The organism is Vibrio astriarenae, assembly GCF_010587385.1.
Classification (GTDB): Bacteria; Pseudomonadota; Gammaproteobacteria; order Enterobacterales; family Vibrionaceae; genus Vibrio; species Vibrio astriarenae.
Genome location: NZ_CP047475.1, coordinates 2,611,024 through 2,635,884, shown reverse-complemented (window position 1 = coordinate 2,635,884; position 24,861 = coordinate 2,611,024). Strand labels below are relative to the sequence as shown.

Here is a 24,861-nt window from a genome sequence, read left to right as displayed (position 1 = left end):
TGTAGAGGCTCAAATTCAACAATAAGTGATTGTGTTTTGACTAATTTTGTTGCCCGCTTGGAGCGAATCGCCGAGCACACCCAAGTATTCAATGACTACACTCGAGGTGTCGAGCGCGAGACACTGCGTTATCAGGAAGATGGATCTTTAGCACAAAGCTCTCATCCCTCATCACTCGGTTCAGCCTATTCAAATCAGTGGATCACCACAGACTTTGCAGAATCGTTGTTGGAGTTCATTACTCCTGTCAGTCATTCTGTTGATGACTTAATGGCTCAGCTGAAAGATATTCATCACTTCACGCAAACCAAGCTTAATGGTGAGTCGATGTGGCCAATGTCGATGCCATGTTTCGTGTCTGGTGAAGAGAACATTCAGTTGGCGCAATACGGCTCATCCAACTCTGGCCGCATGAAAACGCTCTACCGTGAAGGCTTGAAGCGCCGCTACGGCAGCTTGATGCAAATTATTTCTGGGGTGCACTTTAACTTCTCGTTCCCAGAGAGCTTTTGGGATGCACTGCTTGGCGAGCAGAGTGAGCAAGAGCGCGAAGCAAGTAAGTCGGATGCCTACTTTGGTGTGATTCGCAACTACTACCGTTTTGGCTGGTTGATCCCTTATTTCTTTGGTGCTTCACCTGCGTTGTGCTCTTCATTTATCCAAGGGCGCGAGACGAATTTACCGTTTGAAAACATCGGTGAAACCCTGTTCTTGCCGAATGCCACGTCACTGCGATTGAGCGATCTAGGTTACACCAACAGTGCACAGAGCGTGCTACGAATTGGCTTTAACAGCTTAGATCAATATTTAGATGGCTTGAACAAAGCGATCAAAACACCATCGGAAGAGTTTGCTGAGATTGGCGTTAAAGTGGATGGAGAATACCGTCAGCTTAACAGTAATGTGCTGCAGATAGAGAATGAACTGTATGCGCCTATTCGTCCTAAACGTGTTGCGCGTAGCGGCGAAAAACCATCTGAAGCTCTTGCTCGAGGTGGCGTTGAGTATATCGAGGTTCGTTCACTGGATGTGAATCCGTTCAGTTCAGTGGGGATTACCGAAGATCAAGTGCGCTTCCTCGACTTGTTCCTGACGTGGGCCGCGTTGACTGACTCTGATCCTATGGATGATTGTGAGCTCACTTGCTGGCGTGAAAACTGGAACAAGGTGATTACCGACGGACGCAAGGTCGGTCTTGAGTTGACGATTGGTTGCCAAGGTGAAGTCTTGACCTTACAAGAGTGGGCACAGCGAGTGTTTGGCGAGCTGCGTCAAATAGCGAAGGTGATGGATGAGGCTCAAGGTGGTCAAGAGTACCAAACAGTCTGTGATACATTGTCGCAGTGGATTGAGCAGCCTGAACTCACCATCTCAGGCCAACTGCTTGAAAGAACAAAGCAGGCGGGTGGTATCGGCGCTGTCGGTAAGGAGCTGGGTCAGGCATTTAAACAGAACCATTTAGCTCACAGCTTCCAGTATTACTCACAACAGCAGATGGAAGCAGAAGTCGAACGCTCGATGAGTGCACAAAAGCAAACAGAAGAGCAAGACACCTTGAGTTTTGATGAGTATCTTGAACAGTACTTTGACTACTTAAAATAAGGTTTGGGATGAAACCAACAACTGCGTGTAAGGGACTACTAGCCACCGTAGCCCTTACTGTTTTAGCAGGGTGTGCGACACCACCGCCTTCGAATCAAAATAATATTTGTGAGATCTTTCGCGAGCATTCCAGTTGGTATAAAGATGCAGTGAAGATGGAAGAGGAGTGGGGCACACCAATCAATGTTGCCATGGCGTTCATGAAGCAAGAGAGTAGCTTTCGCCATGATGCGCGGCCACCAAAGAAGTACATTCTTGGCTTTATTCCATGGGGACGATCCAGCACGGCCTATGGGTATGCTCAAGCGCAAGACCCGGCATGGTCTGATTTTCAATCCGCTACCAAGCATGGTGGTTCAAGAACCAATTATGGCGACTCAATGATGTTTATTGGCTGGTACACCAGTGAGACACGCCGCCAGTTAGGCGTATCACTATGGGATCCATACAACCAATATCTCGCCTATCATGAGGGGCGTGGTGGGTATAAGCGCAAAACCTATCAGTCAAAGCCATGGCTGATTAAAGTCGCTCGTAACGTAGAGCAACAAGCCAAAGATTATGGATGGCAACTCAAACAGTGCCGAGATGAATTAGAGAGAAGTCGCCGCTGGTGGTTTTTCTAAACAAACAGACAACAGATTAGTGAGAGAAACAGGATGCCTTTACTAGATAGTTTTACCGTTGACCATACACGCATGAATGCACCAGCTGTTCGTGTTGCGAAAACCATGCAGACGCCAAAGGGCGATACCATTACCGTCTTTGATTTACGCTTTACAGCGCCAAACAAAGATATTCTTTCAGAGAAGGGTATCCACACACTAGAGCATCTTTACGCTGGCTTTATGCGTGACCATCTTAACGGTGAATCCGTAGAGATCATTGATATTTCACCAATGGGTTGTCGTACAGGCTTCTATATGAGCTTGATTGGTACGCCTTCAGAGTCTGATGTCGCTGCGGCTTGGACGGCTTCAATGCAAGATGTATTGAAAGTGGAAAGCCAAAACAAGATCCCTGAGCTGAATGAGTATCAATGTGGTACCGCTGCAATGCACTCTCTTGACGAAGCAAAAGCAATAGCGACAGCCATTTTGGATGCGGGTATTAGTGTGAATAAAAATGATGAGCTCGCTCTGCCAGAGTCGATGCTACAAGAGCTAAAAGTGAACTAGTCAGTTCTGGGACAGTTCTGGGACAGTTCTGGAACAGTTCTAGATGCAAAAAGGGCGTGTCATGGTCTGATGACACGCCCTTTTTTAGTTAGCCGACTATAGCCTAGGGGCTAGGATGCTTTCTTTTGCGTTTTTTGAGGATGGACTTTTACCAACTTAATTTTGTTCTCATCCACTTCAATTATCTCCATCAGCATACCCGCAACGCGAACACTGACTTGGCTTTCTGGGATATCTTCGAGGTGTTCTAGGATAAGGCCATTGAGGGTTCGGGGGCCATCTGTCGGCAGTGCCCACTTGAGTCCTTTATTAATGTCTCGAATGTTTGCGCTACCCTCGATCATAAAGCTGCCGTCTTGTTGCGGAGTGATCTCATCCGACAGGCTAGGTGCGATTGACGTCGTAAACTCACCAACAATCTCTTCAAGGATATCCTCCAGCGTTATCAAACCGACGATATCGCCATACTCATCTACAATTAGGCCAATTCGCTCTTTGTTGCGTTGGAATTTAAGTAACTGAACATTTAGCGGAGTCGCCTCGGGAATGAAGTAGATTTCATCGGCAGAGCGCAGCAGTGTCTCTTTGTTAAACTCATTCTTTTCTAACATCAAACGATAGGCTTGACGCAGGCTAAGCATACCGACGACTTCATCGATTTGGTCGCGATAAAGCACAATGCGACCGTGCGGTGAGTGGGTGAGCTGACGAACAATAGACTTCCAATCGTCATTAATATCGATACCGGTGATTTCGTTACGTGGGATCATCAGATCGTTCACCGTGACGTGCTCTAAATCTAAGATAGAGACCAGCATATCTTGGTGACGGCGTGGAATCATGCTGCCCGCTTCAGCCACTACAGTCCGAAGCTCTTCTGTGCTTAGGTGGTCCTCTACCGTGTGTGAAGCGTTGAAGCCAAGTAGACGAATAAAACCGTTAGTAATGAAGTTAACCAGTATTACTAGCGGAGAGAGTAGCTTCATCAATAGCGATAGCAAAATACTGCTCGCATAAGAAACACGCTCTGGGTGAATGGCTGCCACGGTTTTTGGAGTGACTTCGGCAAAGACCAAAATAACTAAGGTGAGCACACCGGTGGCGATAGCCACACCCACATCACCGTATAAGCGCAGACCAATGACGGTGGCAATCGCAGAGGCAAGAATGTTGACGAGGTTATTACCAATCAAGATGAGACCGATAAGACGATCGGGGCGGCTAAGGAGCTTCTCAACGCGCTTGGCTCCTTTGTGACCTGACTTAGCCAGGTGCCTAAGACGGTAGCGGTTGAGAGACATCATCCCTGTCTCTGAACCTGAAAAATATCCTGATATAACAATTAGGGCGGCGAGTATGGCAAATAAAATGCCAGTCGATATGTCGGCCAATGTGTTAGGTGTCCTTAATTACGGTTTGGTTAATTTATGTCCAACTATTGTCAGAGTGTCAAGTGTAGATTGTCCTGAACTCTAGGTCAGGATGATCTCTCGTACGAAACGACTGCCGAAGTAGGCCAGTGTTAACAGTGCGGCGCCAGCAAGGGCAAACCAAGTGATTTTCTTGCCACGCCAGCCTTTATGGTAGTGGCCCCAGAGTAAAACGACGTAAACAACCCAAGCGATAAACGAGAGCACGGCTTTGTGGGCTTTGCCTTGAGCAAACATGTCATACACGAAGCCATAGCCAGTCATGAGAGTTAAAGTCAGTAGTACTGTGCCGACAGTAATAATTTTGAACAGCTGGCGCTCAACAAGCATCAATGGTGGCAAGTTTGGGTTGATGGCCAAGGCTTTCTTTTTCTTTAGTTTTTGGTCTAACCAAGCAAGCTGAAGCGCGTAGAGAGCACCAATCGTCAGAGTAGAATAGGCGAATAAGGCTAAAGAAATATGAATAAGCAGGCTTGGGGCATGCTCAAGGTGAGTGATGAAGGAGCCAGGCAAAAATGCCGATGCCAACAGATTGATGATGGCAAAACCATAAGCCACTGGAAGCAAGAACCAGACGCGAATTTTGAGCATTGAGAGGCTTAAAACAAAGGTGACAATAAAGCTAATCAGTGAGGCAACGTTGAGTATTCTCAGGTTCTGACCTGATCCAGCAAATATCAAATCACTCAACAACCAGCCGTGAAGCAATAAAGCAGAAACAGCACTGATCAGTACTGCTTTTGAGCGAATCCCTGTTTGATGAATCAGTCCGGGAATGATGGTTGCGATGGCCGCACCATAAAACAGGGCAGCAGCAAGAGCGATTATTTGGTCCATTATTCTAGAGTATTCTCTTAGCGTCTTGGTTAGAACAGTAAGCTTATTTCTTACTTTAATGTCAGTAGTATAACTCGCATCCCTGTTTGGAGCTATCGGCAATCTTGACCATTAATGGGTGATTTCTTCATCGATCAAGTCGCAAGGGTGTGAAGCCGAGGTTGGCTAAGGTATACTCACGGTAATGATCGCACAAAAGCGAAGAGAGAAAGATGTTTGATAATTTAACGGATCGTTTATCCAAGACGCTGAAAAACCTCAGCGGCAAAGGTCGACTGACCGAAGACAATATTAAGGACACCCTGCGCGAAGTGCGCATGGCGTTGCTTGAAGCAGATGTAGCGCTGCCTGTTGTTCGCGACTTCATCAAGCGAGTAAAAGAGGGCGCAGTCGGTGTAGAGGTTTCTAAATCTCTAACGCCAGGTCAAGAGTTCATCAAGATTGTTCAGCGTGAGCTAGAAGCCGTGATGGGGGAGTCGAATGAGGCTCTAAATCTTGCGGCTCAGCCGCCAGCCGTCATTCTTATGGCTGGTCTACAGGGTGCGGGTAAAACCACCAGTGTGGGCAAGCTGTCTAAGCTTCTTAAAGAGCGTGACAAAAAGAAAGTTTTGGTTGTTTCTGCCGACGTTTACCGTCCTGCGGCAATTAAGCAGCTTGAAACTCTAGCGGGTGACATCGGCGTTGATTTCTTCCCGTCGTCTGCAGACCAAAAGCCTATCGATATTGCCAATGCGGCGATCGACCATGCTAAGAAGAAATTCTACGACGTGCTGCTGGTGGATACCGCAGGTCGTCTCGCCGTTGATGAAGAGATGATGGCGGAGATCAAAGATCTTCACCAAGCGATTAACCCTGTTGAGACACTCTTTGTTGTTGATGCTATGACGGGTCAAGATGCGGCGAATACGGCAAAAGCATTTGGTGACACACTGCCACTAACGGGCGTCATCCTAACTAAAGTTGATGGTGATGCACGCGGTGGTGCTGCGTTATCTGTCCGCCACATTACAGGCAAGCCAATTAAATTCTTGGGTGTTGGTGAAAAAACTGACGCGCTAGAGCCGTTTCATCCAGACCGTATCGCGTCTCGAATTCTCGGCATGGGTGATGTTCTGTCGCTGATCGAAGATCTGCAAAAGAACGTTGACCAAGAGAAAGCGGAAAAACTGGCGAAGAAGTTCAAAGAGAAGAAAGGTTTTGACCTAGAAGACTTCCGTGAGCAACTCGGTCAGATGCAAAACATGGGCGGCATGATGGGCATGATGGATAAACTGCCTGGCATGGGTAATTTGCCTGATAACGTCAAAGACCAAGTTGACGACAAGATGTTTAAGCAGATGGAAGCCATCATCAACTCAATGACGATGAAAGAGCGTCAACGTCCAGAACTTATCAAAGGTTCACGCAAAAAGCGTATTGCAGCGGGTTCCGGTACTCAGGTGCAAGACGTCAACAAACTGCTCAAGCAGTTCACTCAGATGCAGAAAATGATGAAGAAGATGCAGAAGGGTGGCATGAAAGGCATGATGCGCAACATGCAAGGCATGATGGGCGGAATGGGTGGCATGGGCGGAGGCGGCGGCTTCAATCCATTCGGTCGCTAATTCAGCCATTAACCTTTCAGCATATTTATTTTCAAGGTGTTAGCTAGGTCACAAACTAAACATTGGTTTTATGTTGGTGAAAAAATAGCTAAACACCTTGCATTGATCTGGAATAAGAGTAAAATTCCGGAGCTTTATTTTGGCACGAGACCCCATACTGTTTTATTTTGAAGCGGTTCTTGGGGTTAATTTTATTTTTGAAAAAGCAAAGAGGACGACATGGTAACCATTCGTTTGGCACGTCACGGCGCTAAGAAGCGTCCATTCTATCAAATCGTAGTTGCGGACAGCCGTAACGCAGCAACTGGCCGTTTCATCGAGAAAGTTGGTTTCTTCAACCCAACTGCTAAAGGTCAAGAAGAAGGTCTACGTCTAGACCTAGATCGTGTTAACCACTGGGTTGGTCAAGGCGCATCTGTATCTGACCGCGTTGCTAAGCTAGTTAAAGACGCTCAAAAAGCGGCTTAATTGAACAGCTTAAAATCGATGGAAGGCAAAGAAACAATGAGCAAGCAAGACGAAAAAATTGTTGTAGGCAAGTTTGGTGCTACCTATGGCATTCGTGGCTGGCTTAAAGTTTTTTCTTTCACAGATGAATCTGAAAGTATTTTCGATTACAGCCCTTGGTTTATTAAACAGAAGGGTGAGTGGGTCGAGTACAAAGTAGAAAGCTGGAAGCGCCATAACAAAGGTATGGTGGCTAAGCTGGAAGGTCTCGATGTACGTGAAGACGCACATCTCATGACGAACTTTGAAATCGCTATTGACCCAGCGGTACTGCCTGAACTGTCAGAAGATGAATTCTACTGGCGTGAATTGTTCGGTATGCAAGTAGTAACCACAAAAGGTTACGACCTAGGTGTCGTTTCAGACATTCTAGAGACTGGCTCGAATGATGTTTTGGTGGTTAAAGCGAATCTGAAAGATGCTTTCGGACAAAAGGAACGACTAATCCCGTTCCTTGAAGAGCAAGTGATCATTAAAGTTGATCGCGAAGCTCAACGGATCGAAGTTGACTGGGATCCTGGATTCTAACTCTAAGTAATAGGGCGATAGAGCATGTGGGTTGGCGTTATAAGCCTGTTTCCTGAAATGTTCCGCAGTGTTACTGACTATGGAGTAACAGGTCAAGCGGTTAAAAAAGGTCTCTTATCGATTGAGACATGGAATCCTCGCGATTTCACTCACGATAAGCATCGCACTGTTGATGATAGACCTTACGGTGGTGGACCGGGTATGTTGATGATGGTACAGCCTTTGCGCGATGCCATTCATGCAGCAAAACAGGCCGCACCGGGTAAGACGAAAGTCATTTACCTATCACCCCAAGGTCGCAAGCTCGACCAGCAAGGGGTTGAAGAGTTGGCAACAAACGAGAACCTGCTTCTTATTTGTGGTCGCTACGAAGGGGTAGATGAACGCATCATTCAATCTGAGGTTGACGAAGAATGGTCAATCGGTGATTTTGTGATGACGGGTGGTGAGATTCCAGCCATGACGTTGATTGACTCAGTATCAAGGTTTGTACCGGATGTATTGGGTGATTTTGCGTCAGCAGAAGAGGACTCTTTTGCAAATGGTTTACTGGACTGCCCTCACTACACACGTCCTGAAGTGTTAGAAGGACAAGATGTACCAGCGGTACTCAAGTCTGGCAACCATAAGGACATTCGTCGCTGGCGATTAAAGCAGTCGCTAGGCCGTACTTGGCTAAGAAGACCAGAGCTCCTGGAAAACCTAGCTCTGACTGACGAACAGGAACAGCTGTTGGTTGAGTTCATCAAAGAGAATCGTTCTCAGCAAAACAGTTAGTGACCTATTTAAATTAGTATCAGTTTATTCTAGGAATTAAATAAAATGAGTAACATCATCAAAGCTCTTGAGCAAGAGCAAATGAAACAAGACCTACCTACATTCGCACCTGGTGACACTGTAGTAGTTCAAGTTAAAGTTAAAGAAGGTGACCGTGAGCGTCTACAGGCGTTCGAAGGCGTTGTAATCGCTATTCGTAACCGTGGCCTTCACTCAGCATTCACAGTTCGTAAGATCTCGAACGGTGAAGGTGTTGAGCGTACGTTCCAAACTCACTCTCCAATGGTTGATAGCATTGAAGTTAAACGCCGTGGTGCAGTACGTCGTGCCAAGTTGTACTACCTACGTGAGCGTTCTGGTAAGTCAGCTCGTATCAAAGAGAAGCTTGCTAAGAAGTAATGCTATTTATAGCGTTCTCATAAAAACGGAGGCCATTGGCCTCCGTTTTTTTATGCGGTATACAGAATACAGGTTTTCCTACCCTAATACTGATCTTCCGACCATCCATCCGCATCAGACATATCTGGCGCGCCTGGAATGCTGTTCTCTTCATCGGCCCATTCGCCAAAATCAATCATTTGGCACTGCTTACTGCAAAAAGGGCGATGTGGGCTTTGTTCGCCCCATTCCACATCGGCACCGCACTGCGGGCATGGAACGATGGTTATTTTCTTAGTCATGGTGAGCTCTTAGAAGATGGCTTTTGGAAAAAGTGATTAATACAAGTTTAGCTGCAAACGGCTAGTTCGAATGTAATGTCTTGATTGACGGCTTGCCCTGTACGAAAGTCGAGAAACTTAATCGCAAAACGGTTCTTGTGGCCAGAGATCATTGGATAGGCACCGTAGTGAAGAGGGATGTTTAGGCGCAGTATGTTTGCCTCTTCAGCATCGCTCTGGAAAAAGCCATTGTTGGCTTGTTGATTACGGAATTGGCCCGTTTCACGCGTCAGTTTGAGCCACAGGCTTAGCGCGTCTTTGAGTGGTTCAAGGCTACCAAGCCAGCGCTGAACATCCGCCTGCTTTTCATCGACGCTTGAGTGCAGCCAATGGTGAAGTGCAGGTAGATCGAAACAACAAGCGCCACCAGGCAGATTAAAGCGTTGGCGAATCGTGCTTAAGAAGCGGTCCTCTTTTAGGGAGTGACCAAAGCGTTCGGCAGATAACAGACTTGAGTGAACCAAGTCGATATCATTGAGAATCTTCCCTAACATCTCTTGGTTCACACCTTCAATGTTCAGCCAGCTTTTATAGGTGAGACGTTGCTTCTCTAAGTCTTTTGCCAGTTCACTTTTAAGCTGAATCTGATCAAAGATCTCAAGCAGATCAAACAGTGAGCGAAAGAAAAGTAAGTGGTGGTCGCGAATTTCGAAACTCGATGATGAGGTTAACGTGTTGAGCAGGGATTCCACTCGCAAGTAAATGCGTGTTTTCTCATTTAGTGGGTGTTCAAACTTGGTTACGCTCATTCAATCTGCCTTATTAAACCGTGTCTACAACGTTCCTTGTTGACGGTTTTTTCTCAATGCCACAAACCTTGCGTGCAGCGCCTCGATCTGTGGTAATAAACTGTCAGTATGACCATTATTTTTAATGATCTCGTCGGCAATAGCTAGTCTTTCTTGTCGATTTGCCTGAGAGTTGACAATGTTAAGTGCTTGTTCACGCGAGACGTTATCACGCTGCATCGTTCGTGTGATTTGAGTCTCTTCATCAACGTCAATAACCAGCACGCAATCAGTCATGGATTGAAGGCCGCCTTCGACCATTAGCGGGATAACTAACAGCACATAATCAGATTGTGCGAGTTCTACCTGATGCGCCATTTCCGAACGGATCAATGGGTGTAAGGTGTCATTCAACCATTGCTTATCTTGTGGTGATGAGAACACCTTTTCACGTAGCTTACGTCTGTTCAGGCAACCATCGTCTTGCAAAATATCAGCACCAAACTTGCCCACAATCGCATCAAGCCCTTCAGTATTCGGTTCAACCACTTGGCGCGCAATAATATCGGCATCGACGATATCGATGGCGAAGTTTTGATGGAAGAGATCAGCGACGGTGGTCTTTCCACTGGCAATCCCTCCTGTTAATCCAACAACAAACGGCATAAATTTATCCTAAAACGTAACCCCAGTAGACAGACAAGATTTGCTCTCCCCACAGCATCGCCACCCAACCAGCGATAGCAAGATATGGCCCAAATGGGAAGGCTTTCTCAATCCCCTGTTTCTGCAGGCGTAATTGAATGATGCCGAAGATGAGTCCGACAACAGAAGAGAGCAGGATGATCATGGGTAGTGCTTGCCAACCAAGCCATGCGCCAAGAGCGGCAAGTAGTTTGAAATCACCATAGCCCATCCCCTCTTTACCAGTAAGGAGTTTGAAGCCCCAATAGATGCTCCAGAGTGATAGATAGCCTGCCATGGCTCCGATGACGCTGTCTTGCAATGTGACTGGGCTGATCTCAAATAACGCGAGCGCAATACCTCCCCACATCAAGGGTAACGTCAGTTGATCCGGTAGCAGCATGGTATCGAGATCGATAAACGTGGCTGCGATGAGGACGAAGGTAAAAAATAGCAGCGCTACCCCATAGCCACTAAAGCCAAAATGTGTCGCAACTAAATAGCAGAGTATGGCGGTTAAGGTTTCAATCAGTGGGTAGCGAGGGCTTATCTTGCTTTTGCATTTGTGGCAGCGCCCGCGCAGCAAGAGCCAGCTAATCACAGGAATGTTATCAATGATGCGGATAGGGGTTTTGCAGCTCTGGCACGTTGAGTTTGGTTTACTTAGCGTGAGTGTTTCTGTGGGTTTTGGAATCTTGTATTCAGGGAAATACTCGGCGCATTCTCTACGCCAGTCAAGCTCCATCATTTTGGGTAGACGGAAGATCACCACATTTAAAAAGCTGCCAACAATGAGACCAAACACCGTAGCGAAAACCACAAATAACCACGGGTAGTAGATAAACACATCCATAACTGCACTCAAATTTAGAGAAAACCACGAGCTAACCCTTAAACTCGTATCTAGCGTGAGTTGCCAGCGTATGTCGTTGGTGACTCAACTTGGCGTTTATCCTAACACACTCATTAGGTTAAAGATCGGTAAATACATCGCGACCACTAACCCACCAACCACAACGCCGAGAAACACAATAATCAAGGGCTCAAGAATCTTACCGAGGTTGTCGACGGTGTTATCGACTTCAAACTCATAAATGGACGCCACTTTATTTAGCATGCCATCAAGTTTTCCCGATTCTTCACCAATCATCACCATCTGCAATACCATCTCAGGAAAGGCATGTGTGTTACGCATCGCAATATACATAGGCACGCCAGCTGCAGTATCGCGGTACACAGCATCAATGGCATGTTGGTAGTGGGTATTGCCAGATGTTTTTCCGGAGGTCTTGAGGCTTGAGAGGATTGGGATTCCAGCACTAAAACTTGTGGCTAAGGTACGGCTGAATTTGGCGATAGACGCTTTACTGAGTACCTCTCCAATAACGGGGATTTTTAGGCTAAGGCGACTGGTGTGAAGCTTGATGATATCTGACTGTTTGCGAATGAGTCGGCCGATATAGCAAAGTGCACAAAGGGTCACAACGAGCCAAAGGCTGTACGCTTGAATCCAGTGAGAAAGTAAAAGCACTTTTTGTGTAAACCAAGGCAGCTGTGCACCAAAGCCTTTAAACATGGACTCAAATTCTGGAATAACCATAGTCAGCATCAGATAGGAGACACCCATCGCCACCACGAGCACCATGGTTGGATAAATCAGAGCTTTAATGACTTTAGCTCGGAGCTGTTCGCTCTTCTCCCGATAGGTAGCCAAGCGCTCAAAGGCTTCAGCTAAGTTACCGGACTGTTCCCCCGTCGCGACAAGATCAACATATAGCGCATCAAAATGAACACTGGCCGTGCGCATTGCTTTTGACATCGGAGTCCCTGCTTCAACGCCTTTACTCATTTGCGTCAATATCGATTTCATTTCCGCTTTACGATGATTATCAGCCACAAGCTTGAGGACTTGCACGATAGGAACACCAGTGGTGAGCATAGTGGCTAATTGTCGCGTGAGTAGGGTGATGTCTTTGCTGTTCACGCGATGCGTTAGCTTCGTCAGCAGTGAAACACTGCCTCTTTTGATCTTTTTAATACTGACATGCTGTTCCTTGAGCTTATCTCGTACCTCCACTTCATTAAGGGCGAGCATCTGCCCCGAGACTTTTTTCCCGGTACTGTTGATGCCACGCCAACGATAGTTTTTGAGTTGTGTTGCTGAAGATACTGTCATTGTGACGTCCATGCTTATAGGTGAAAGGCGAGAGGTTAAAGGTAAGAGGCTAGAGGTGAAGCACGCGCTGAAGTTCATGTAGGCTAGTGACGCCTTGTTTTAGTTTCTCGATACCAGACTGTTTGAGGGTACTCATACCATTGGCTATGGCAATGGACTCTATTTCATTCACACCGGCTCGTTTGAGTAGTGCATCAACCAATGCTTGATTAAACGCCATGACTTCATAGATACCAATACGTCCTGCGTAACCGGAGTTACACTCATTACAGCCACTGGGTTGAGCTTGGTAAATCCCATGAGTGTCGTGGATGCCAACAGCATTGAGTAGGGAGACGTTTTGATGCGGTTGTTTGCATTGAGGGCAGAGCTTTCTAGCCAAGCGTTGCGCTATTATCAAGCTAAGCGATGAGGCGAGATTATAGGGTTCTATACCCATATTACTAAGGCGGAATATCGACTCCGCAGCTGAGTTAGTGTGCAGGGTTGAAAGCACTAGATGCCCAGTTTGCGCCGCCTTGACGGCGATTTCAGCCGTCTCTTTATCTCGCACCTCTCCAACCATCACGATATCCGGATCTTGACGCAGGAATGATCGCAGTGCCTGAGCAAACCCAAAGCCGATTTTGGGCTGCACCTGTACTTGATTGATCCCCGCAAGGTTAATCTCTACTGGGTCTTCAGCGGTGGAGATATTGACTTCCGGTGTGTTGAGGACCTTGAGGCCAGCATACAGTGAAACGGTTTTGCCACTGCCTGTTGGCCCGGTCATTAAGATCATGCCTTGTGGCTTTTTTAGGGCATCCATATAGCGCTGTTTCTGGGCGGTGTTATACCCTAACTTGTCAATATCTAAACTTGCTACGCTACTATCTAATATCCTCAGGACGATCTTCTCTCCCCATAGTGTCGGTAGACTGGAGACACGCATATCAACAGCGGTATGCGTGTTAAGGCGCAGCTTGATGCGACCGTCTTGTGGTAAGCGCCTCTCAGCGATATCCAGTTTGGCGAGGATTTTTATGCGAGCAGAGAGTCGGCGACTCAATTGTGATGATGGCTGCTGCACTTCGACTAAGAGACCATCACAGCGTAAACGGATCCGATAGCTCTTTTCATAGGGCTCGAAATGAATATCAGAGGCTTTCTTGCGCACAGCGTCGAGCAGAATTTGATTGATGAAGCGGCTCACGGGGGAGTCGTCTTGGCTAAGATCTTCCATGTTATCGAGTTCATCTTCACCAATATCGACGAGATCAACCAGCTCTTCTTGGCTGATCTCTTTGATATTGGATTGCGAGTTTTCCAAAGATGAACCATAAAGTCGCCGGATGGCAGCCTTCAAGGCAAGATGATCGGCCAAAACCATTTCCACTTGCTGCCCCGTAGCAAAACGAAACTCGTCTTCTACTTCATTGTATGTCGGATCTGAAACGGCCAGGGTGAGAGTGTGACCATCGCTGGATATCGGTAAAGTCTGATAGCGGCAAATTAGCTCACGCAGTCCTAATTGTTGGCAAAGTCCAGCGTATGTATAACGAGTAAGCTGGATTTCCGGCAAGCCAAATAGCTGGCTGATGTGCTCGGTGAGCTCACTGGGAGCAAACAGGTGAAGGTCGAGCATCGCCTGAGGTGCGCTGCCACCTTGGCTTTGAATATACTCGAACACCTGCTTTTCCTGCGCCAAGCTGATGAGATTGGCTTGGCGCAAGATTGAGGGTAGGTTAGTTGGCATTAGCTATGTGGACAACTTGATGGTGCAGCTGCCGATAATGAGCCAAGCCCTGTTACACTGCATGACCAACCAGTATTGCTGTCTCGAGATATAACTGCTTTCGCACCAGAAATACTATCAATAGTTAACTCAATACTCTTATTATCACTACCGATAGAAAGTGTTCCACTTTTAATGGATGCATTGCCGACACCAACTTCATTCAAGTCTGAATCGCTTGCTGGAAAGCTACCGTTTTCTTGATAGTATAATTCTGCAGGCGTAATAATTGACTTTAAAGTCGCGACTGAAGAAGCGACTTCACTTTTTGTAACGTAATTTTTGTACGCAGGCACTGCAATAGCTGATAGCACCCCAATAATCGCCACTACGATCATCAACTCAATTAAAGTAAATCCTTTCTGTTTGCTTCGCTTCATCTTCATCTCCATGTTTAAACGCGAAATTGAGGAGAAGAATAAAATTAGCCATTTGCTGAGAGTACCCGGAGCACACAGGCGCGCGAGTGAGGCGAGGAAATTGGATGTAATTGAGAAAACGGGTTGGGAAATGTTTCGAGTGAGTTCAAAAAAACAGGGGTAACCAATAATACTCAATACAGAGGCTGTAATCGTCGGATTAACCAAGAAAATAATCTGTCCCCTAAAAATCAAAAAAGCCGGCAATTATGCCAGCTTCTTCAATCTTTAAGTATTTATGATTACTTAAATCGCATCGAAAGATCCATTGCTTTCAGGTGCTTGGTTAGTGCACCAACCGAGATGTAGTCCACGCCCGTTTCAGCAAACTCACGAATCGTCTCGAGGGTTACATTTCCAGAGTTTTCTAGTGCGGCGCGACCTGCGTTGATGGCTACCGCTTCACGCATCATATCTGTGGTGAAGTTGTCCAGCATGATGATATCTGCTCCAGCATCAATGGCTTCTTGCAGCTCTTCTAGGCTTTCAGTCTCAACTTCAACAGGTTTACCTGGGCTTAGCTCTTTGGCTGTCGTGATCGCTTGAGTGATACCACCGCAAGCAATGATGTGGTTCTCTTTGATCAGGTAAGCATCAAAGACACCGATACGATGGTTGTAGCCGCCGCCGCATGCCACAGCGTATTTTAGAGCGCTGCGTAGGCCCGGAATCGTTTTGCGAGTATCAAGCAAGCGACATCCTGTGCCTTCAAGTTTTTCAGCATACTCGGCAACGGTGGTCGCGCAGCCAGACAGCGTCTGAATAAAGTTCATCGCATTACGCTCACCCGTCAATAGTGCGCGAGCTGGGCCTGTTAGAGTGCAAAGGGTCTGGTTTGGTTCTACCTTATCGCCGTCTTGAACATGCCACTCAATGGAGACTTCACCACCAAGTTGCTTGAATACTTCATCCGCCCAAGCTTGACCACAGAAGATACCGTGTTCACGAGTGATGATCGTCGCGACATTCATGACATCAGCAGGAATCAGATTTGCGGTAATATCGACACTTGCATCCAGCGTACCGCCTAAATCTTCGCGCAGCGTATCAGCGACTGCTCGGGTGATCTCTTGAGGAAGTTGTTGCTTGAGGTAATCAAGACGCTCTTGGCTATTGTGGGTATTTTTCATCGCAAATCTTTTGAGTCTGAGAATATGGGCTGCATGATACGCCTAGCGGGCAAAAAATTCAGCTCAAAAATACCGAAAAATGTTATGGCAGGGTAAACTCAGGTGAAGCCTTATAAAAAATGAGTCAGCAGATGATTGATCACAATGGTTGGTATAGCGCAGCCAGACATGTTCCTTCCCTCCATTTTAATCAACGTGCGGACAGCCAAGACATCTCTTTATTGGTACTGCACAACATTAGCTTGCCACCGGGGCAATTTGGCAGCTCGCATATCGAGCAGTTCTTTACTGGCCAGCTTGATGCGAGTGAGCACCCATTCTTCACTCATATTGCAAATCTTGAGGTGTCTGCCCATTGTCTAATTCGTCGTGACGGAGAGGTGGTGCAGTTTGTCTCCTTCCTTGATAGAGCCTGGCACGCAGGCGCTTCCTCTTTTGCTGGGCGAGACAAATGCAATGATTATTCTATCGGGATCGAGTTAGAGGGGACGGACTATGTAGCCTATACAGACGCTCAATATCAAGCGCTATCAGAGTTAGCTGGTGAGCTGATGCGCCATTATCCACAGATAACGTTGGAAAGAGTAACGGGGCATCAATACATAGCGCCGCTGCGTAAGAGTGATCCGGGCTTGGTATTTGATTGGGGGCGGTTTCGCCGAGAGCTCGGTTAAACGAGCACAGAATACAGGTAGCGACTCATTCACTCCGTATTCTGTAATCTCAAATCTAGAGAGAGTTTGAATACTCTGTTAAAACCTGTTCAACCCACTCTGCAATACGCTCGTCACTCATTTCATACTGTGAGTCCTCATCCAGTGCGAGACCAACAAACTGAGAACCATCTTTAGTCAGTGCTTTGGAGGCTTCAAACTTATACCCTTCGTTTGGCCAGTAGCCGATGATGTTTGCTCCGGTGGTTTTAATCTCGTCGTGCAGTAGGCCCATCGCATCGAGGAACCATTCGCCATAACCTTCTTGATCGCCTAAGCCGAATAACGCGACGGTTTTGTCCTTTAGCGACACGCCACCGATTTGCTCCCATATCGCACTCCAATCTTCTTGGATTTCACCGAAATCCCAAGTGGAAATACCCAGTATAAGCAGATCATAGTCGTTCATTTGCGACAAAGGCGTTTCTTTTACATTGTGCAGTGTAATTAACTCATCGCCGATAATCGCGCGCATCTTCTCCGCCGCCATTTCGGTATAGAAAGTTGTTGAGCCGTAAAACAAACCAATTTTCATTATTTACTTTCGTGTTGTTCTTATCTGACAGCATATAAACATACATTTTTATGGCATTCAAACAGACTCTCGCTTAACCTGTGGCAAAGAGTGAGGTGGCATCACCTAAGTGTCGGAGAAAAAGTGGATAATCAAGACACCACCCAGTTAATGAGTCCAGACCATGGCATCATGGAGCAGTTTCTTGATGCTATGTGGATGGAGCGAGGCCTATCAGAAAATACGCTGGCCTCTTATCGTGCCGATTTGATGAAGTTGTTGCAGTGGATGAAAGAGCACAACTATCGGCTCGATTTTATTAGTTTGTCTGGTCTGCAAGACTATCAAGCCTGGCTAGTGGATCAGGACTATAAGCAGTCGTCGCGTGCGAGGATGATCTCTGCGATTCGTCGTCTGTTTCAGTATTTGCATCGCGAGAAAATTCGTGGCGATGATCCCTCGGCGTTGATAGTGAGCCCCAAACTCCCCACGCGATTACCAAAAGATCTCTCAGAAGAGCAAGTGGATGCACTACTGGATGCGCCGGATCCGAATGATCCATTGGAGCTGCGCGACAAAGCCATGCTGGAGCTGCTCTATGCCACGGGACTTCGCGTGACGGAACTTGTCAGCTTGACCATGGAAAACATTAGCTTGCGTCAAGGTGTGGTGCGAGTTATCGGTAAAGGTGGCAAAGAGCGTTTGGTACCTATGGGAGAAAATGCCGTAGACTGGATTGAAACTTTTATGTCTAAAGGTCGGTCTGAGTTGTTAGGTGAGCAAACCTCCGATGTCGTATTTCCGAGTCGTCGTGCTAGGCAGATGACCCGACAGACCTTTTGGCACCGTATTAAACACTATGCGGTGAGAGCGAATATCGATACCGATAAACTCTCACCACACGTTCTGCGCCATGCCTTTGCTACGCACCTGTTAAACTATGGGGCAGACCTTAGAGTGGTGCAAATGCTGTTAGGTCATAGTGACCTATCAACAACACAAATATACACACACGTAGCGACGGAACGTCTTCGACAGATCCATAGCGAGCACCACCCGCGCGCGTAATTATTATCGAATTAATAGGAAGATACTATGCGTTTTCTACGCCCAGTTTCATTACTCTCTGCTTCTCTGTTTGTTGTCGCTTGTAACGCAGAAGAGAGTGTTTCAGCACCTGCAGTACCTGCCGATAATGCGGCTGTAGCGACAAACTTTGATAAAGCGGCACTGGTTGAAAAGTTCACCCAACTGCGTTTGCAAGTCGTGGATGTGGTTCCATCTGATATTCCTGGCCTAGTGGAAGTGCAAACTGCGAGTGGTGTTTTGTTCAGTTCTCTTGATGGCGAACACTTTATCGCAGGTACTCTGTATGGCTTTGATGCCGAGGGTAATGTGGAAGATATCTTAGCTAAGCGCCAGCAGCCTAAGAATGCCGAGCTGATCAGCCAGTATTCAGACTCAATGATTGAGTTCAAGGCAGACAATGAGAAGCACGTGCTGACGGTGTTTACCGATATTACCTGTGGCTACTGCGTTAAACTGCACAACGACATGGGTGAATACAATAAGCGTGGTATTACCGTGCGTTACTTAGCCTATCCGCGTCAAGGCCCACAAGGCCCTGTAGCAGATCAGATGGCGCAGATCTGGTGTGCTGATGACCAACAAACAGCGATGCATAATGGTAAGGTGAATCGTGAGTTTCCAGAGCAAAACGAAAAATTTGAGCAGTGTTTAGATACGGTACAGCAAAGTTTTGCATTGGGTCGCAAGCTGGGTATTTCTGGCACGCCAGCCTTGTTCACTGAAAGTGGTGAGCTGATCAGTGGTTACATGCCACCGCAAGCCCTAATTAATCACTTAGAACAGAAGTAATTCAAAGAGTAAGAACACAACCTCATGATTGAAATTCAGCGTCGACCAGAAGTCGATATTTCGCGCTTGCCTGAAAGCCTTGATCCTTTATTGCGTCAGCTTTATTTGTCTCGTGGCGTCACGTCTGAGCAGCAGCTCATCAAGACAGCCAAAGGTCTGCACTCTTATCGTCAACTGCATGGTATTGATCGTGCGGTTGAGCTGCTGTTTGAGGCCATTCGCGACAACAAACGCATTATTGTCGTCGGCGATTTCGATGCTGATGGTGCAACCAGTTCGGCACTCTCAGTGCTTGCTTTGCGAATGCTCGGCTCGAGTAACGTGGATTACTTGGTGCCAAACCGGTTTGAAGACGGCTATGGTTTGAGCCCCGAAGTCGTTGATCAGGTCATTGACCTGAACGCTGATGTCATTATGACGGTAGACAACGGTGTGTCGTCCATCGAGGGTGTTCGCTACGCAAAAGAGAAGGGACTCCAAGTGTTGGTGACCGATCATCACTTGCCGGGTCATGTGCTTCCCAATGTTGATGCCATGGTCAACCCCAACCTAGAAGAATGCGCTTTCCCATCGAAAGCGCTGGCCGGCGTTGGTGTTGCCTTTTACTTGATGATGGCGCTGTGTGTGCATATGCGCCAGCAAGGATGGTTTGCCGCGCAAGGTGTTGCAGAGCCAAAACTAATGGAGCTGATCGACTTGGTTGCGCTTGGTACCGTAGCGGATGTGGTGCCGTTGGATGACAACAACCGAATCTTGGTGCATCAAGGCTTACAACGTATTCGAGCAGGTCTTGCAAGACCCGGTATCAAAGCTTTGATAGAAGTGGCAAAGCGTGATGAGTCTCGCTTGGTGGCGACCGATTTCGGTTTTGCACTTGGGCCGCGTATCAATGCTGCCGGGCGATTGGATGATATGTCGTTTGGGGTTGAGCTGCTGATGTGCAATAACATGCAATCAGCGCGTCGAATGGCGAGTGAGTTGGATAGCCTCAATCAAACCCGCAAAGAGATCGAATCAGGCATGAAGCAAGAGGCGATGGCTTTTTGTGAACGGCTGCAATTTGGTGAAGACAGTGAGTTGCCCTACGGTTTGGTTCTATTCCAGCGCGATTGGCACCAAGGGGTCATTGGTATTCTCGCTTCACGTATCAAAGAACAGTTCCATCGCCCAGTGATTGCTTTTGCTGATGGGGGGGAGGGCACGATAAAAGGATCTTGCCGTTCCATTCCCGGTCTGCACATGCGTGATACGCTTGATCGAATCGATACTCAAAACCCTGGTCTTATCCTCAAGTTTGGTGGGCATGCAATGGCTGCCGGATTAACGATTGAAGAGAAAGATTTTGACCAGTTTGCTCGGTTGTTTGATGAGGCAGTGAAGCAAGATTTGGATGAGGCGGCTCTAAAGGGCATTCTACTCTCTGATGGCGAACTTCAACCTGAGCAGTTCTCAATGCATGTTGCAGAACTGATTCGCTCTGGTGGCCCTTGGGGCCAAGCGTTCCCCGAGCCGATGTTTGATGGTGAGTTTAAAGTGCTGCATCAAAAACTTGTCGGTGAAAAGCACTTGAAGTTGATGGTTGAACCTTTGTTCAAAGGCCACCCATCCAATGTCATGCTCGATGCTATCGCCTTTAACATCGATTTGCGTCGTTGGCCGGATGCTTCAGTGAGGAAAGTTAGGCTGGCGTATCGTCTCGATATCAACGAGTTTCGCGGTAATTCCTCGCTACAACTCATGGTTGAGTATCTAGAGCCTCTATCCCCTTAGAGGTAGGCTGTGTGATCGCCAGCACATTTTGCTGGTTCATTTGTATGACAAATCTATTCATTCACTAAATTCGTTTGTATATTCACACATAAGGTTGCTTGTGTGTGAATACTCTCCATATTATTCTCTATTCACATCAATTCCTTTAACACATCCAACCAGTGAATTTTCTAGCCCAGAAAATCCCATTTAATAAATCTTTAATTGGTCTGACCCTTATTTGTGCTTTTCTTTTGTCAGAATGTTAATGCATTGTGCCAAAGGTGGGGTTTCTATGATTTAAATCAACTTTTCGCTAGACAGGTCAGTTTCGTCTATGCTAATTTTTGCGTCAGTTGAAATTGGTAATACCAATTAACCCTGGTAGCAACATAAAGAAGTTGAATAATGGCTTATCAAAGGATTCGACAGCCGAAGCTCTCCGATGTTATTGAGCAAGAACTTGAAAGGCTGATAGTTGAAGGAACGCTAGCACCAGGGCAGCAATTACCCCCAGAGCGTGAACTTGCTAAGCAGTTTGATGTTTCTCGCCCTTCAGTTCGAGAAGCTATCCAACGCTTAGAGGCGAAACAGCTTCTGACCCGCCGACAGGGCGGAGGAACATTTGTGAGTGAATCGATCGGAAAGAGCTTTTCTAACCCTCTGCTCGATTTGCTGGCGAATCACCCAGAAACACAACTGGATTTACTTGAAACACGACACGCAATGGAAGGCATCGCCGCCTACTTTGCGGCATTACGAGGCACTCAGGAAGATTTCCAACGCATTGAACAGTGTCTAGTCGTGATCAAACAAGAGCAGCAGAGTGGGGATGTTCGCGCTGAATCGTCAGCGGTCATGCAATTCTTAATCGCCCTGACAGAAGCTGCCCATAACGTTGTGTTATTGCATGTGGTTCGCAGCCTAGCCCCGCTGCTAGAGCAAAACATATTACAGAATTTAGAACTATTACATCGCCGCAATGAAGTGGTGGAGAAAGTAAGTAAACACCGAGCCAACATCGTGGAAGCGATCGTTTCGGGCCAGCCTGAAAAGGCGCGCGAAATGTCTCATTCACATTTGGCTTATATCGAAGAAACTCTGTTGGATTTGACTCGAGAAGAGACTCGTCGAGAGCGCTCATTGAGAAGAATTCAACGCGGAAGTGAGTCGTAACCCGGCTCATCACCAGTTTAAGTAGATCCAACCAACAAAAGGATAGATCGCCATGTCTGACATGAAGCATGACGTAGATGCACTGGAAACTCAGGATTGGTTACAAGCCCTAGAGTCAGTTGTACGTGAAGAGGGTGTAGAACGTGCTCAGTTCTTGCTAGAAACCGTTCTAGAAAAAGCACGTCTGGATGGCGTTGATATGCCAACAGGCATCAACACAAACTACATCAATACAATTCCAGCAGCCCAAGAGCCAGCCTACCCAGGTGACGTAACTCTTGAGCGTCGTATTCGCTCAATCATTCGCTGGAACGCAATTATGATTGTATTGCGTGCTTCTAAGAAAGACCTAGACCTTGGTGGTCACATGGCTTCTTACCAGTCGGCGGCGGCATTCTACGAAGTTTGTTTCAACCACTTCTTCCGCGCTCCTAATGAGACGGATGGTGGCGATCTAGTTTACTACCAAGGCCACATTTCACCAGGTATCTACGCTCGTGCATTCCTTGAAGGCCGTTTGACTGAAGAGCAGTTAGATAACTTCCGTCAAGAAGTCGATGGCAAAGGTATTCCATCATACCCACACCCTAAACTGATGCCTGAGTTCTGGCAGTTCCCAACAGTATCTATGGGTCTTGGTCCAATTTCTGCGATCTACCAAGCGCGCTTCCTTAAATACCTAGACGGCCGTGGCCTAAAAGACACGTCTGCGCAGCGTGTATACGCGTTCCTAGGTGACGGTGAGATGGATGAGCCAGAATCACGTGGTTCTCTTTCTTTCGCTGCGCGTGAGAAGCTAGACAACCTAACATTCCTAATCAACTGTAACCTACAGCGTCTAGATGGCCCTGTAATGGGTAACGGCAGCATCATCCAAGAACTAGAAGGCCTGTTCAAAGGCGCTGGCTGGAATGTTGTTAAGGTTATCTGGGGTAACAACTGGGATGCACTACTGGCGAAAGACACGTCAGGTAAGCTTCTGCAGCTAATGAACGAAACTATCGATGGCGACTACCAAACGTTTAAATCGAAAGATGGCGCGTATGTACGTGAACACTTCTTTGGTAAGTACCCAGAAACAGCGGCACTTGTTGCTGACATGACTGATGATGAAATCTTCGCGCTTAAACGTGGTGGTCACGACTCTTCTAAGCTATACGCAGCATACAAAAATGCAGCGGAAACCAAAGGCAAGCCAACAGTAATCCTAGCTAAGACGGTTAAAGGTTACGGGATGGGTGAAGCGGCTGAAGGTAAGAACATCGCGCATGGTGTTAAGAAGATGGACATGACTCACGTACAATACCTACGTGATCGTCTAGGCCTGCAAGACATCCTTTCTGATGAGAAAGTGGCTGAGCTACCTTACCTAAAACTAGAAGAAGGTTCTGCTGAGTACGAATACCTGCACGCACGTCGTAACGCGCTGCACGGTTACACGCCTGCTCGTCTTCCAAACTTCACACAAGAGTTCAAAGTTCCTGAGCTAGAAGAGTTCGCTCCTCTACTTGGTGCACAAAAGCGTGAAATCTCAACGACGATGGCATACGTTCGTACGTTGAACATCCTTCTTAAGAACAAGAACATTGGGAAGAACATCGTTCCTATCATCTGTGATGAAGCACGTACGTTCGGTATGGAAGGTCTATTCCGTCAGGTTGGTATCTACAACCCGCACGGTCAAGAATACACTCCAGAAGATAAAGGCATCGTTTCTTACTACAAAGAAGCGACATCTGGTCAAGTTCTTCAAGAAGGTATCAACGAGCTAGGTTCTATGGCTTCATGGGTTGCTGCTGCAACTTCATACAGCACAAACGACCTACCAATGATCCCGTTCTACATCTACTACTCAATGTTCGGTTTCCAACGTATTGGTGACATGGCATGGCTAGCAGGTGACCAACAAGCTCGTGGCTTCCTACTAGGTGCTACAGCTGGTCGTACAACACTAAACGGTGAAGGTCTACAGCACGAAGATGGTCACTCGCACATCCAAGCGAACACTATCCCTAACTGCATCTCTTACGACCCAACATTCGCTTACGAGCTAGCGGTAATCATGCAAGACGGTATCCGTCGCATGTACGGTCCTGAGCAAGAGAACGTTTACTACTACCTAACCGTAATGAACGAAAACTACGCAATGCCAGCAATGCCAGAAGGCGCTGAAGAAGGCATCCGTAAGGGTATCTACAAGCTTGAGTCTCACGAAGGTGCTAAGGGTAAAGTTCAGCTAATGAGCTCTGGTACTATCATGAACGAAGTACGCAAAGCAGCGACTATCCTAAGCGAAGAGTACGGCGTAGCATCTGACGTATTCTCTGTAACGTCTTTCAACGAGCTAACTCGTGACGGTCAAGACGCAGAGCGTTACAACATGCTTCACCCAGAAGCAGAAGCGAAAGTACCTTACATCACGACTGTTCTAGGTAACGAACCAGCAATCGCTGCGACGGACTACATGAAGAACTACGCTGAGCAAGTACGTGCATTCATGCCAACTGAGTCTTACAAAGTACTTGGTACTGATGGCTTCGGTCGTTCAGACAGCCGTGAGAACCTACGTCGTCACTTCGAAGTTAATGCAGGCTACGTAGTTGTTGCAGCTCTTACTGAGCTAGCGAAACGTGGTGATGTTGAGAAGTCAGTCGTTGTTGAAGCGATTGCTAAGTTCAACATTGATACTGAAAAAACTAACCCACAATACGCTTAATACAGCGCTTTAATAGAAGGTA

The 24,861-nt window shown here is 47.0% G+C and carries 25 protein-coding genes; 14 read left to right on the top strand and 11 right to left on the bottom strand.

Annotated elements, in window-relative coordinates:
• Positions 1–36: 36 nt before the first annotated feature.
• From gshA to luxS, 3 genes are read left to right on the top strand one after another with little or no spacing between them, the layout of a single operon-like run.
• Complete coding sequence (gene gshA / locus GT360_RS12215) at positions 37–1,602, top strand: glutamate--cysteine ligase (RefSeq protein ID WP_164649145.1); 1,566 nt, start codon at positions 37–39, stop codon at positions 1,600–1,602.
• Between the two features lie 8 nt (positions 1,603–1,610).
• Complete coding sequence (locus GT360_RS12210; RefSeq protein WP_164649144.1) at positions 1,611–2,228, top strand: transglycosylase SLT domain-containing protein; 618 nt, start codon at positions 1,611–1,613, stop codon at positions 2,226–2,228.
• 33 nt (positions 2,229–2,261) lie between these two features.
• Positions 2,262–2,780, top strand: a complete 519-nt coding sequence (gene luxS / locus GT360_RS12205; RefSeq protein WP_164649143.1) for an S-ribosylhomocysteine lyase — start codon at positions 2,262–2,264, stop codon at positions 2,778–2,780.
• A 110-nt stretch (positions 2,781–2,890) separates the two neighbouring features.
• On the opposite strand, the gene GT360_RS12200 is transcribed toward luxS, so the two are convergent.
• A complete protein-coding gene (locus tag GT360_RS12200; RefSeq protein WP_164649142.1) occupies positions 2,891–4,171 on the bottom strand; it encodes an HlyC/CorC family transporter in 1,281 nt (426 codons plus the stop codon).
• A gap of 81 nt (positions 4,172–4,252) precedes the next feature.
• Entirely contained in the window at positions 4,253–5,047 is a 795-nt protein-coding gene (locus GT360_RS12195; protein ID WP_164649141.1) for a cytochrome C assembly family protein, read from the bottom strand.
• A gap of 212 nt (positions 5,048–5,259) precedes the next feature.
• On the opposite strand from GT360_RS12195, the gene ffh reads away from it, so the two are divergent.
• The 5 genes from ffh (at position 5,260) to rplS (ending at position 8,862) form a co-directional block, all read left to right on the top strand.
• Positions 5,260–6,651, top strand: a complete 1,392-nt coding sequence (gene ffh / locus GT360_RS12190) for a signal recognition particle protein (RefSeq protein WP_164649140.1) — start codon at positions 5,260–5,262, stop codon at positions 6,649–6,651.
• Positions 6,652–6,870: 219 nt separating this feature from the next.
• A complete protein-coding gene (gene rpsP, locus GT360_RS12185; RefSeq protein WP_005379962.1) occupies positions 6,871–7,119 on the top strand; it encodes a 30S ribosomal protein S16 in 249 nt (82 codons plus the stop codon).
• Positions 7,120–7,155: 36 nt separating this feature from the next.
• On the top strand, positions 7,156–7,686 hold the full coding sequence (gene rimM / locus GT360_RS12180; protein ID WP_164649139.1) for a ribosome maturation factor RimM: 531 nt from the start codon (positions 7,156–7,158) through the stop codon (positions 7,684–7,686).
• 24 nt (positions 7,687–7,710) lie between these two features.
• Positions 7,711–8,463, top strand: coding sequence for a tRNA (guanosine(37)-N1)-methyltransferase TrmD (gene trmD / locus GT360_RS12175; protein ID WP_164649138.1), 753 nt, complete (start codon positions 7,711–7,713; stop codon positions 8,461–8,463).
• A 45-nt stretch (positions 8,464–8,508) separates the two neighbouring features.
• Positions 8,509–8,862, top strand: a complete 354-nt coding sequence (rplS, locus tag GT360_RS12170) for a 50S ribosomal protein L19 (protein ID WP_164649137.1) — start codon at positions 8,509–8,511, stop codon at positions 8,860–8,862.
• 83 nt (positions 8,863–8,945) lie between these two features.
• Here the strand turns inward: rplS and yacG are convergent, their stop codons facing one another.
• The 8 genes from yacG to nadC all read right to left on the bottom strand — a co-directional run bounded on the left by yacG (position 8,946) and on the right by nadC (position 16,093).
• Complete coding sequence (yacG, locus tag GT360_RS12165; RefSeq protein WP_164649136.1) at positions 8,946–9,143, bottom strand: DNA gyrase inhibitor YacG; 198 nt, start codon at positions 9,141–9,143, stop codon at positions 8,946–8,948.
• A 47-nt stretch (positions 9,144–9,190) separates the two neighbouring features.
• Positions 9,191–9,931 carry a cell division protein ZapD gene (gene zapD / locus GT360_RS12160; protein WP_164649135.1) on the bottom strand — a complete coding sequence of 247 codons (741 nt, stop codon included), beginning with the start codon at positions 9,929–9,931 and terminating at the stop codon, positions 9,191–9,193.
• Positions 9,932–9,955: 24 nt separating this feature from the next.
• Positions 9,956–10,576, bottom strand: coding sequence for a dephospho-CoA kinase (gene coaE / locus GT360_RS12155; protein WP_164649134.1), 621 nt, complete (start codon positions 10,574–10,576; stop codon positions 9,956–9,958).
• A 4-nt stretch (positions 10,577–10,580) separates the two neighbouring features.
• Complete coding sequence (locus tag GT360_RS12150; protein WP_164649133.1) at positions 10,581–11,447, bottom strand: prepilin peptidase; 867 nt, start codon at positions 11,445–11,447, stop codon at positions 10,581–10,583.
• A gap of 96 nt (positions 11,448–11,543) precedes the next feature.
• Positions 11,544–12,770, bottom strand: coding sequence for a type II secretion system F family protein (locus GT360_RS12145; protein ID WP_164649132.1), 1,227 nt, complete (start codon positions 12,768–12,770; stop codon positions 11,544–11,546).
• 49 nt (positions 12,771–12,819) lie between these two features.
• Positions 12,820–14,505, bottom strand: a complete 1,686-nt coding sequence (gene pilB / locus GT360_RS12140; protein WP_164649131.1) for a type IV-A pilus assembly ATPase PilB — start codon at positions 14,503–14,505, stop codon at positions 12,820–12,822.
• Positions 14,505–14,936, bottom strand: coding sequence for a pilin (locus tag GT360_RS12135; RefSeq protein ID WP_164649651.1), 432 nt, complete (start codon positions 14,934–14,936; stop codon positions 14,505–14,507). Before GT360_RS12135 ends, pilB begins: the two co-directional genes overlap by 1 nt.
• Before the next feature lie 269 nt (positions 14,937–15,205).
• The gene (gene nadC / locus GT360_RS12130) at positions 15,206–16,093 is read right to left on the bottom strand and encodes a carboxylating nicotinate-nucleotide diphosphorylase (RefSeq protein ID WP_164649130.1); all 888 of its coding nucleotides are present in this window, start codon (positions 16,091–16,093) and stop codon (positions 15,206–15,208) included.
• A 131-nt stretch (positions 16,094–16,224) separates the two neighbouring features.
• Between nadC and ampD the strand changes: the two genes are divergently transcribed.
• Positions 16,225–16,767, top strand: coding sequence for a 1,6-anhydro-N-acetylmuramyl-L-alanine amidase AmpD (ampD, locus tag GT360_RS12125; RefSeq protein WP_164649129.1), 543 nt, complete (start codon positions 16,225–16,227; stop codon positions 16,765–16,767).
• A gap of 55 nt (positions 16,768–16,822) precedes the next feature.
• Here ampD and fldB read toward each other — a convergent pair whose 3' ends face one another.
• A complete protein-coding gene (gene fldB / locus GT360_RS12120; RefSeq protein ID WP_164649128.1) occupies positions 16,823–17,341 on the bottom strand; it encodes a flavodoxin FldB in 519 nt (172 codons plus the stop codon).
• A gap of 150 nt (positions 17,342–17,491) precedes the next feature.
• Between fldB and xerD the strand changes: the two genes are divergently transcribed.
• The 5 genes from xerD to aceE all read left to right on the top strand — a co-directional run bounded on the left by xerD (position 17,492) and on the right by aceE (position 24,839).
• Positions 17,492–18,388, top strand: coding sequence for a site-specific tyrosine recombinase XerD (gene xerD, locus GT360_RS12115; protein ID WP_164649650.1), 897 nt, complete (start codon positions 17,492–17,494; stop codon positions 18,386–18,388).
• Positions 18,389–18,415: 27 nt separating this feature from the next.
• Positions 18,416–19,198, top strand: coding sequence for a thioredoxin fold domain-containing protein (locus tag GT360_RS12110; RefSeq protein ID WP_164649127.1), 783 nt, complete (start codon positions 18,416–18,418; stop codon positions 19,196–19,198).
• Between the two features lie 24 nt (positions 19,199–19,222).
• A complete protein-coding gene (recJ, locus tag GT360_RS12105) occupies positions 19,223–20,968 on the top strand; it encodes a single-stranded-DNA-specific exonuclease RecJ (RefSeq protein WP_164649126.1) in 1,746 nt (581 codons plus the stop codon).
• A gap of 387 nt (positions 20,969–21,355) precedes the next feature.
• On the top strand, positions 21,356–22,123 hold the full coding sequence (gene pdhR / locus GT360_RS12100; protein ID WP_164649125.1) for a pyruvate dehydrogenase complex transcriptional repressor PdhR: 768 nt from the start codon (positions 21,356–21,358) through the stop codon (positions 22,121–22,123).
• 52 nt (positions 22,124–22,175) lie between these two features.
• On the top strand, positions 22,176–24,839 hold the full coding sequence (gene aceE, locus GT360_RS12095; RefSeq protein WP_164649124.1) for a pyruvate dehydrogenase (acetyl-transferring), homodimeric type: 2,664 nt from the start codon (positions 22,176–22,178) through the stop codon (positions 24,837–24,839).
• Positions 24,840–24,861 lie beyond the last annotated feature (22 nt).

What these genes read in the sequence shown, in the direction of transcription:
- GT360_RS12195 (WP_164649141.1), bottom strand. Translation starts at nt 5,047, where the DNA reads ATGGACCAAATAATCGCTCTTGCTGCTGCCCTGTTTTATGGTGCGGCC.
- trmD (WP_164649138.1), top strand. Translation starts at nt 7,711, where the DNA reads ATGTGGGTTGGCGTTATAAGCCTGTTTCCTGAAATGTTCCGCAGTGTT.
- rimM (WP_164649139.1), top strand. Translation starts at nt 7,156, where the DNA reads ATGAGCAAGCAAGACGAAAAAATTGTTGTAGGCAAGTTTGGTGCTACC.
- nadC (WP_164649130.1), bottom strand. Translation starts at nt 16,093, where the DNA reads ATGAAAAATACCCACAATAGCCAAGAGCGTCTTGATTACCTCAAGCAA.
- coaE (WP_164649134.1), bottom strand. Translation starts at nt 10,576, where the DNA reads ATGCCGTTTGTTGTTGGATTAACAGGAGGGATTGCCAGTGGAAAGACC.
- pdhR (WP_164649125.1), top strand. Translation starts at nt 21,356, where the DNA reads ATGGCTTATCAAAGGATTCGACAGCCGAAGCTCTCCGATGTTATTGAG.
- recJ (WP_164649126.1), top strand. Translation starts at nt 19,223, where the DNA reads ATGATTGAAATTCAGCGTCGACCAGAAGTCGATATTTCGCGCTTGCCT.
- GT360_RS12210 (WP_164649144.1), top strand. Translation starts at nt 1,611, where the DNA reads ATGAAACCAACAACTGCGTGTAAGGGACTACTAGCCACCGTAGCCCTT.
- zapD (WP_164649135.1), bottom strand. Translation starts at nt 9,931, where the DNA reads ATGAGCGTAACCAAGTTTGAACACCCACTAAATGAGAAAACACGCATT.
- GT360_RS12150 (WP_164649133.1), bottom strand. Translation starts at nt 11,447, where the DNA reads ATGGATGTGTTTATCTACTACCCGTGGTTATTTGTGGTTTTCGCTACG.
- rplS (WP_164649137.1), top strand. Translation starts at nt 8,509, where the DNA reads ATGAGTAACATCATCAAAGCTCTTGAGCAAGAGCAAATGAAACAAGAC.
- rpsP (WP_005379962.1), top strand. Translation starts at nt 6,871, where the DNA reads ATGGTAACCATTCGTTTGGCACGTCACGGCGCTAAGAAGCGTCCATTC.
- aceE (WP_164649124.1), top strand. Translation starts at nt 22,176, where the DNA reads ATGTCTGACATGAAGCATGACGTAGATGCACTGGAAACTCAGGATTGG.
- pilB (WP_164649131.1), bottom strand. Translation starts at nt 14,505, where the DNA reads ATGCCAACTAACCTACCCTCAATCTTGCGCCAAGCCAATCTCATCAGC.
- luxS (WP_164649143.1), top strand. Translation starts at nt 2,262, where the DNA reads ATGCCTTTACTAGATAGTTTTACCGTTGACCATACACGCATGAATGCA.
- ampD (WP_164649129.1), top strand. Translation starts at nt 16,225, where the DNA reads ATGATTGATCACAATGGTTGGTATAGCGCAGCCAGACATGTTCCTTCC.
- fldB (WP_164649128.1), bottom strand. Translation starts at nt 17,341, where the DNA reads ATGAAAATTGGTTTGTTTTACGGCTCAACAACTTTCTATACCGAAATG.
- GT360_RS12135 (WP_164649651.1), bottom strand. Translation starts at nt 14,936, where the DNA reads ATGGAGATGAAGATGAAGCGAAGCAAACAGAAAGGATTTACTTTAATT.
- yacG (WP_164649136.1), bottom strand. Translation starts at nt 9,143, where the DNA reads ATGACTAAGAAAATAACCATCGTTCCATGCCCGCAGTGCGGTGCCGAT.
- GT360_RS12145 (WP_164649132.1), bottom strand. Translation starts at nt 12,770, where the DNA reads ATGACAGTATCTTCAGCAACACAACTCAAAAACTATCGTTGGCGTGGC.
- ffh (WP_164649140.1), top strand. Translation starts at nt 5,260, where the DNA reads ATGTTTGATAATTTAACGGATCGTTTATCCAAGACGCTGAAAAACCTC.
- GT360_RS12110 (WP_164649127.1), top strand. Translation starts at nt 18,416, where the DNA reads ATGCGTTTTCTACGCCCAGTTTCATTACTCTCTGCTTCTCTGTTTGTT.
- xerD (WP_164649650.1), top strand. Translation starts at nt 17,492, where the DNA reads ATGAGTCCAGACCATGGCATCATGGAGCAGTTTCTTGATGCTATGTGG.